Origin of the sequence: Streptomyces sp. S3(2020) (assembly GCF_013044505.1) — a bacterium.
GTDB lineage: Bacteria > Actinomycetota > Actinomycetes > Streptomycetales > Streptomycetaceae > Streptomyces.
In genome coordinates, this window is sequence record NZ_JABERD010000363.1 from 1 (window position 1) to 5,722 (window position 5,722).

Annotated in this window: 5 protein-coding genes; 2 read left to right on the forward strand and 3 right to left on the reverse strand. The window is 72.7% G+C overall.

What is annotated here, in order from left to right; translation table 11 throughout:
- Positions 1–1,188: zf-HC2 domain-containing protein (locus HLK59_RS47585; protein WP_171147925.1), on the forward strand; the 1,188-nt coding region annotated here is incomplete at its 5' end.
- 111 nt (positions 1,189–1,299) lie between these two features.
- Here HLK59_RS47585 and purU read toward each other — a convergent pair.
- Positions 1,300–2,181, reverse strand: a complete 882-nt coding sequence (gene purU, locus HLK59_RS47590; protein ID WP_171147926.1) for a formyltetrahydrofolate deformylase — start codon at positions 2,179–2,181, stop codon at positions 1,300–1,302.
- A gap of 46 nt (positions 2,182–2,227) precedes the next feature.
- Positions 2,228–2,728, reverse strand: coding sequence for a hypothetical protein (locus tag HLK59_RS47595; protein ID WP_171147927.1), 501 nt, complete (start codon positions 2,726–2,728; stop codon positions 2,228–2,230).
- 117 nt (positions 2,729–2,845) lie between these two features.
- Between HLK59_RS47595 and HLK59_RS47600 the strand changes: the two genes are divergently transcribed.
- Positions 2,846–4,153, forward strand: coding sequence for an ABC transporter substrate-binding protein (locus HLK59_RS47600; protein ID WP_171147928.1), 1,308 nt, complete (start codon positions 2,846–2,848; stop codon positions 4,151–4,153).
- A 50-nt stretch (positions 4,154–4,203) separates the two neighbouring features.
- Here the strand turns inward: HLK59_RS47600 and HLK59_RS47605 are convergent.
- Positions 4,204–5,722, reverse strand: a 1,519-nt coding sequence (locus tag HLK59_RS47605; RefSeq protein ID WP_171147929.1) for a hypothetical protein, incomplete at its 5' end; no start/stop codon positions are given.

The window sequence follows — 5,722 nt, forward strand, 5'->3', positions numbered from 1 at the left end:
CCGCTGCCGCGCGCGTCCGTCGAGGACACCGGGCGCCCCCTGCCCCCGCTGGAGACACCGCCGCCGCCCGCGCCCCTGGTCCTGGAGCACCCCGTACTGAAGGCGCTCCTCGGCGCCTGGGCGCTGGCCGCCTGCTCGCCGGAGGAGACGGCGGCCGTCGAGGAGCACCTCGGCGACTGCGGTTCCTGCGCGGACGAGGCGCTGCGGCTGCGCGGGGCGGTCGGCCTGCTCCACCCGCCGGAGAGCCTCGACCTCGACCCCGGGCTGCGCACCCGCGTCCTGGAGGGCTGCCTGGACCGCCGCCCGCCGCGGATCCCGGTACCCGAGTGGGCGGCGCCCTACGACGCCGAGACCGCCCGCCTGGACGCGCTGCTGCGGGACATGGGCGACGCCGAGTGGCACGCGCCCGTGCGGCTGCGCTGGTTCGAGGCCGACAAGGCGACGAGCCGCCGTACGACGGTCGCCGGCGTCATCGCGCACCTCCTCACCGTCGACGGCCTGGTCGCCCTCGCGCTCGGCCTGGACGACCCGCTCGGCGACGTCAGCACCGACTCACCGACCCCAGCGGCCCGCACCGAGGCGTTCTGGCGCGGCTCCCACTTCCCGCCGACCCGCTCCGTGCGGGGCCCCTGGCGCGAACAGAGCCACGACCTGGTGCGCACGGTCTCCTTCACCGGCGGCGGCCCCGGCAAGCTCTCGGTGTCCTACGGCGACTTCGAACTCCCCCTGCACGACGCCATGCTGGACCGCGCCTTCGAGTGCTGGGTCCACGCGGAGGACATCGCCGAGGCGGTCGACTACCCGTACGGCCCGCCGTCCCCCCGCCATCTGAACCGCATGATCGACCTCGCCGCCCGGATGCTCCCCGCGGCGCTGGCCGTGCGGCGCCGGACCGGGTTGGCCGCGCCGCCGCGTGGGCGCCACCTCGTTCCCGCGGGCGAGCCCGGGCGCAGTCTGCGGCTGGAGATCGAGGGTTCGGGGGGCGGCGAGTGGCTGATCCCGCTCGACTCCCCCGCGGCGGTCGGCTCCGCGGAGTACGAGGTGGCCCATGTGGCCCTGGACGGCGTGGAGTTCTGCCAGCTGGCCGCGGGCCATGTGCCTCCGGCGGACGCGGCGGCGGGACAGCTGGGCGACCGCGAGGCGATCAGGGACGTGCTGTTCGCGGTCGCGTCGTTGAGCCGGATCTAAGGGGTAGAGCGCGGATCGGGGAGCGGGAGTGGACCCACCCAGGGGCGCGGGGAACTGCGCGATCAGCCCCCACCCGGCCGCAGCCGCCCTACGACGCTCAGGCCCGCACTCCTAGGCGAACACGACCGTCCGCCGCCCGTTCAGCAGAATCCGCCGCTCCGCATGCCACTTCACGGCCCGCGCCAGCGCCTGACACTCCACATCCCGCCCGATCGCGACGAGCTGGTCCGGTGTGACGTCGTGCCCGACCCGCTCGACCTCCTGCTCGATGATCGGCCCCTCGTCGAGGTCGGCCGTCACATAGTGCGCCGTCGCCCCGATCAGCTTCACACCCCGCGCATGCGCCTGGTGATACGGCTTCGCACCCTTGAAGCTCGGCAGGAACGAGTGGTGGATGTTGATGATCCGCCCGCTGAGCTGCTTGCAGAGGTCGTCCGAGAGCACCTGCATGTACCGGGCGAGGACGACGAGCTCCACACCTTGCTCACGCACCAGCTGGAGCAGCCGGGCCTCGGCCTCCGCCTTGTTGTCCCTCGTCACCGGGATGTGGTGGAAGGGGACGTCGTACGACTTCACCAGCTCGGCGAAGTCGGTGTGGTTGGAGACCACCGCGGCGATGTCCACCGGCAGCGCGCCGATCCGGGCCCGGAACAGCAGGTCGTTCAGGCAGTGCCCGAACTTGCTGACCATGAGGACGACCCGCATCCTCTCCTCGGGCTGGTGGATCTGCCAGTCCATGTGGAAGGCGTCCCCGATGGCCGCGAAGCTGGCCCGCAGCTTGTCCACCGTCACGGGCGCCTCCGCCGAGAAGTGCACGCGCATGAAGAACAGACCCGTGTCGTGGTCGCCGAACTGCTGGCTGTCCTCGATGTTGCAGCCGGTCATGAAGAGGTAGCTCGACACGGCGTGCACGATGCCCTGCTTGTCGGGGCAGGACAGGATGAGGACGTACTGCTCGGCGGGCACCGCGGCCCGGTTGGACTGCTCGTTCATGCGGGACAGGGTCCCATATCCACCGGCACCGCAGAGAACGCGTCCGTCACGCGGACCTGGTCATCAGCTGGAGCACGTGCAGCGAGCGCGGCGGCTGGTCCGGGTCGTCCTGGTCGGCCGTGGCCATCCGCACATGGGCGTCGCGCGCGGCCCGTACCGCCTCCGGCCACCCGGGGTGGTCGAGATAGGCGGAGACGGGTGCGTCCGGTCCGACCTGGTGCATGATCCGCAGCACCCGCAGGACCGCGGTGTCGACGAGGGCCGACTCCTGGGAGTCCCGGAAGATCGTGCCGACGTATTTCTCGGCGGACCAGTTGTCCAGCCAGGTGTCCTCGACGAGGCGGTACACGGCGTCGGTGACGTCCCCGTACCCCTCGACACCGGCCAGCCAGACGTCCCGCTGGAACCCTGGGTCGGAGAGCATGTGCAGCGCGGAGCGCACATTGCTGCGCCAGCGCCACCACGGCATGTCGTTCAGTGGCATGCCGCCCATGGTGGATGAGCGACGGCCGCGACGGGAAGAGTTCTCCGAACCTTGCACGGTCATCGATCGTACGTTCCTCGTCACACACGCCTCACCGACCCCCGCAATTCACCTTCGCGTCACCGATCGTTGACCGTAAGTCACTCCCGGGTTGGCCATGTGACGGAAGCGTGTGTGTCCATGACCGGCAGGCGACGCATCCGCAGCACCTTCCTCCCCAGGCTCCACCCGCCCGTCAGAGCCATCGCCCTCGCGGCGACGGCGCTGGCCGCGTGTGCGTCGCTGACCGTCGGTTGCGGGGTCATCCCCGGTGCCACGGGGGGCTCCGGGGATGACCCGATCAAGGTCATGACCTGGGCCCCGATGAACACCGGCGCCACCAACAAGCCCGGTATGCCCGCCTTCGCCCAGGCATACGCCCGTTGGATCAACTCGCACGGCGGCATCGACGGCCGCAAGCTCTCCGTCCTGGTCTGCAACGACCACAACGACGCCGTCTCCGCCGCCAAGTGCGCCGAGCGCGCGGTCGACGAGAAGGTCGTCGCGGTGGTCGGCTCCTACAGCCAGTACGGCGACGCGTTCTTCCCGACGCTCGAAGGCGCCGACATCCCCTACATAGGCGGCTACGGCATCACCAACGCCGAGTTCGACAGCGTGGCCTCCTACCCCGTCAACGGCGGCCAGCCCAGCCTCCTGGCCGGTCTCGGCGAGGAACTCGGCGGCAGCTGCGGGGCCGTGTCACTGGTCCGCCCCGACAGCATCGCGGGCGACGAACTCCACGTCATGCTCGACTCCGGCCTGAAGGCCGCCGGCCACGCCGCCGCGGACGACCAGCTGGCCGCGGAGGACGCCACCGAGTACTCGGCGCAGTCCGAGCGGGCCCTCGCCCACGCCGTCGGCGACCCGTCGAAGAAGGGGTGTGTGCTGCCCGCGCTCGGGGACCGCACCAGCACCTTCATGGACTCCTTCCGCCGCGCCCGCGAGGGCTATCCCGACGTCCGCACCGGCACGGTCCTCGGCAGCGTCGACCAGACGGTGATCGACGCCACGGGCGGGGCGTCGGGGCCCTACGAGGGCTCGTACATCACCGGCTGGTACCCGGTCGCCACCGACCGGCGCTGGGACCCGATGAAGAAGGTCATCAAGGAGCAGGCCTTCGACGACAACCGCATCGACCCCGCGGACACCGGGGTGCAGACCACCTGGCTCGCGTACACCGTGTTCAAGGCCGCCGTCGACTCGCTCGGCGACGGCGAGATCACCTCGACCGCCGTACGCAAGGCGCTCGACGGCGGTCTGAAGGTCTCCACGGGCGGACTGACCCCGACCCTCAACTGGGAGTACGAGAACGGCCTCGGGGCCATCGGCCTGCCGCGCCTGGTCAACACCGAGGTGACACTCCAGGCCGTGCGCAAGGGCCGGCTGGTGGCGGCACGCAAGGGCTTCACGGACGTCCGCAAGACACTCGCGAACGCCGACGTGGGCTAGCCGGCACCCGGGACCGGGTGGCGGGGGCCGCGAGGGGCGGCCCCCGTCCGTCACAGCTGGGTACGGGTGCGTTCGGTCAGGCCGTACGTCTTCGCGATCGCGTTCCACAGCTTGGCCGCCGTGATCTTCTGCGTGCTGGCCTCGCCGCTCGCGGTGTTGCCGGCCTGGGTCTGGCCGGTGGTGCGGGCCTGGCCCTTCTTGCAGCCCTTCCGGCCGGCGGTCTGGTCGGCCCACGCCGCGTAGTGGTTGTCGGCCGACGCGGACGCCTGCCACGCCTTGGTGAGGGCGGTGGTCAGCTCGGCGTGGTTCGGGAGCTGGTCGACGGAGAGACTGGACAGCCGGGTCACCAGGTCGTTGCGCTGGGTCGCCGCGTCCCGCAGGTCCTTGGCCGCCTGGCCGAGGTTCTCGCAGGCCTTCACGTCCTCCACCGCGCTGATCACCGAGGCCCGGCTGTCACCGCTGTCCGCCAGCAGCTTGTCCAGCTCGACGGCCTGCGCCTTCGCCGGGTCGGCGGACGGCGAGGCGGACTCGCTCGCCGGGGCGGTCGCGGCGACGGTCTCGTTGCCGTCGCTGTCGTCGTCCCCGCCACCACCGGCGAGCAGCGCGCCCGCCCCGATGCCGAGAACCGCGATACCGACGCCGACGGCGGCGATGAGCGGCACCCGCGAGCGGTTGCGGCCACCATTACGGCCACCGCCGTCGTCGTGGTGGTCGCGGCGGCCGTACGACGGCTGCTGGTGCCCCGCGTGCGGCGGCTGCGCCGGCTCGAAGCGCGGCAGCTGCTGTGTGGACCCGGCCGGGCTCTCGCCGCCCGGCCCGCTGCGGAAGAGGTTGTCGAACTCGGCGGGCGGCTGCCGCTCCCCACCGTGCTGCCCGGGCACGGGCGCGATGTACTGCGTGGCCTCGGCGTCCGGCCCGGACACGGGCGGCAGCGGCCCGCCGCCCTGCGGGGCGTGCCCCAGGAACTGCGTCTGCTCCGCGGCCCCCCGCACGGGCACCTCGGGCGGCAGCGCCCCGGGCGGGACCGGCGGGATGTACTGCGTCACGCCCTCGTCCGGGGACGCGGGGACCGGCGGGATGTACTGCGTGGCGCCCTCGTCCGCCGGGGGCAGGGGTACGCCGGTGGCACCGCCATGTCCGACGGGCATGCCGTACACGTCGGCGGCGGGCGGCAGCGGGGCGCCGACAGCGCCGTACCCTCCCGCGGTGTTCTGGTCCACCGGCGGCAGGTAGTACGAGGTGGGCTGGTCCGTGTCATGGCCGACGGGCGGCAGCGGCGCACCCGGGCCGGGCCCGTGCTGAGGACTCTGGTCCACCGGCGGCAGGTAGTACGACGTGGGCTGCTCGCTGTCGTAGCCGCCGGGCTGCGGCAGCGGCTGCGACGCGTTCTGGGCGCCCCACTGCTGGGGCTGGGCCTGCGCCTGGTACGGGTCCGGCGTACCCCACTGCTGGGCCTGCGGCGCGCCCCAGCCCTCGCCCTGCTGCGGGGCGGGTGCCTGCTGCTCGGGCCCCCACGCGGTGCCCCAGGCCTGACCGCCGGGCGGGGCGGAAGGGGGCGCGCCGCAGGCC